Here is a 1,799-nt window from a genome sequence, read left to right as displayed (position 1 = left end):
CGGGTGCGCGGGCGGTGGAACGGACAGGGGGCCGCCCACCCGTGCTCCCCTGACGCACCGCGCCCGGTGACCGGGAGACGGCGGGGACGGACGCGCCGGCCGCACCCGGCTCCGGCCCGCCCGGGTCTCCCGTGCGGCGGGCCGCGGTCAGCCCGCGGTGGTCCTGGCGTAGACGTTCTCGGCCCAGGTGGCGATCTGATCGTCCGACAGGTGCCGGGCGAGGTCGGCCTCGCTGATCATGCCGACGAGGCGCTTGTCCTGGATGACGGGAAGCCGGCGGATCCGGTGCGTCTGCATCTCCTGGAGGACCTCGCTGATGTCGGCGTCCGCATCGATCCAGCGCGGTGTCCCCTGGGCCATGTCGCCCGCGGTGACCCGGGCCGGATCGTGCCCCACGGCGACGCAGCCGACGACGATGTCGCGGTCGGTGAGAATGCCGCACAGCCGTTCGTTCGCGTCGCTGATGGGCAGGGCGCCGACGTTCAACTCGCGCATCAACTGGGCGGCGCGGTCAAGGGTTTCGTGGGCGGGGATCCACTGGGCGCCGCGGTGCATGATGTCTCCGGCGGTGGTCATGGAGTACCTCCCGGTGCCGGACGGCCGGCGCGGCACGGGGCGCACCGCGAGTCCCGGCGTCCCTCATTCTCGTCGCCCCGCCCGCCGACGGCACCCGGAGGAAGCGGCTCGGGCCGGACGTCCGGCCGGAGTTCCCGGCCCGCCGGGCCCCGCGGTCCCGGCGGTCTCAGCCGCGCCATGCCGGGTGCCGCGGATCGTCGGCCCGCACCAGCACGTCCGCCGTTCCGGCCGGGTCCGTCTCCCGCTCGTAGCGTTCGAAGGCGGGGAGGGTCCAGTGCTCGGCCTCGGGGGTGCGGCGGCGCAGGGCGCCCGGGGAGAGGAGGAGGTGGACGGTCAGGTCGAAGGGGAACCAGTGCCGCAGGAGGAGCGGGCCGTGCAGCACCAGCACGCCGCCGGGCGGGAGCCGGACGTAGGGGCTGCGGGTGGCGCGGTCGGTGACGGGGTCCCACAGGTCGGGCAGGACCCGTCCGCTCCCGCCGGGTTCGAGGGGACCGAACACCTCGCGCCACAGGGCCCCGGTGTCGTACCAGCCGCCGTAGTAGGACTCCACGTCCCGGTGTCCGTACTCGAGGCGGACGGAGGCGGGGCGCAGAAAGCCCTCGGCGCCCACGACGAGGGAGGGGCGGCCGCGCAGCCGCAACGCCTCGGCGACCCGCTCGGCGAGGTCTCCCGGGCGGGCGGCGGGGGCTCCGTCGACGGCGAGCCGCAGCCAGGGACCGCCGTCGGCCGCCCTCAGCTCCAGCAGGCGCTCGGCGAGGAGGTCGCCGAGCCGGTCCCAGGTGATCGCTTCCAGTCGCACACCGCCCATGATGCGTCAACGGCCGGCCTGGCCGCGCGGGCCGCACGGACGCCCACCGGGTGCGGCACACGGTGCCCGGCACGTGGTCCCCGTCCGGTCGAGGGGGAAGGAAAGACATATGGAATCCTGCTCAATTCCCCCTCCTCCCAACGGACTTGTCGTCCACCGGCCGATCAGGGGACGTCACTGCGCCGGCTGCCGCCGCGGCCCCCTCCCCCTGCTGGTGAGGGAGGACGGCGCGCCGCGCTGTCTCGACTGCGCCGATCTGGGCCATCTCGTTTTCCTGCCGCGCGGCGACACGGCGCTCACCCGCAGGGCGCGGGAGGAGAGCACGCTGTCCGCGGTGGTCGTGCGGTTCGACCGGCGCAGGGGCCGGTACGAGCGGCAGGGCGTCCTGGTGGAGGAGGAGGCGCTGGCCCGGGCC

At 75.3% G+C, this 1,799-nt stretch carries 2 protein-coding genes and 1 pseudogene; 1 reads left to right on the top strand and 2 read right to left on the bottom strand.

What is annotated here, in order from left to right:
• Positions 1–147: 147 nt before the first annotated feature.
• Both B7L92_RS14800 and B7L92_RS14795 read right to left on the bottom strand, forming a co-directional pair.
• On the bottom strand, positions 148–576 hold the full coding sequence (locus B7L92_RS14800) for a CBS domain-containing protein (protein WP_081237958.1): 429 nt from the start codon (positions 574–576) through the stop codon (positions 148–150).
• Between the two features lie 166 nt (positions 577–742).
• Positions 743–1,375, bottom strand: a complete 633-nt coding sequence (locus tag B7L92_RS14795; protein ID WP_081237960.1) for a nucleoside/nucleotide kinase family protein — start codon at positions 1,373–1,375, stop codon at positions 743–745.
• Between the two features lie 118 nt (positions 1,376–1,493).
• Between B7L92_RS14795 and B7L92_RS14790 the strand changes: the two are divergent.
• Positions 1,494–1,799 (top strand): annotated as a pseudogene (locus B7L92_RS14790) (DUF2293 domain-containing protein); the annotation flags it as partial.

The sequence above is a fragment of the Streptomyces viridosporus genome (assembly GCF_002078235.1).
GTDB classification, from domain to species: Bacteria; Actinomycetota; Actinomycetes; order Streptomycetales; family Streptomycetaceae; genus Streptomyces; species Streptomyces viridosporus.
This window is presented reverse-complemented; position numbering and strand designations above follow the sequence as displayed.

Coding starts and splice junctions, on each gene's coding strand:
- B7L92_RS14800 (WP_081237958.1), bottom strand. CDS start 576: ATGACCACCGCCGGAGACATCATGCACCGCGGCGCCCAGTGGATCCCC.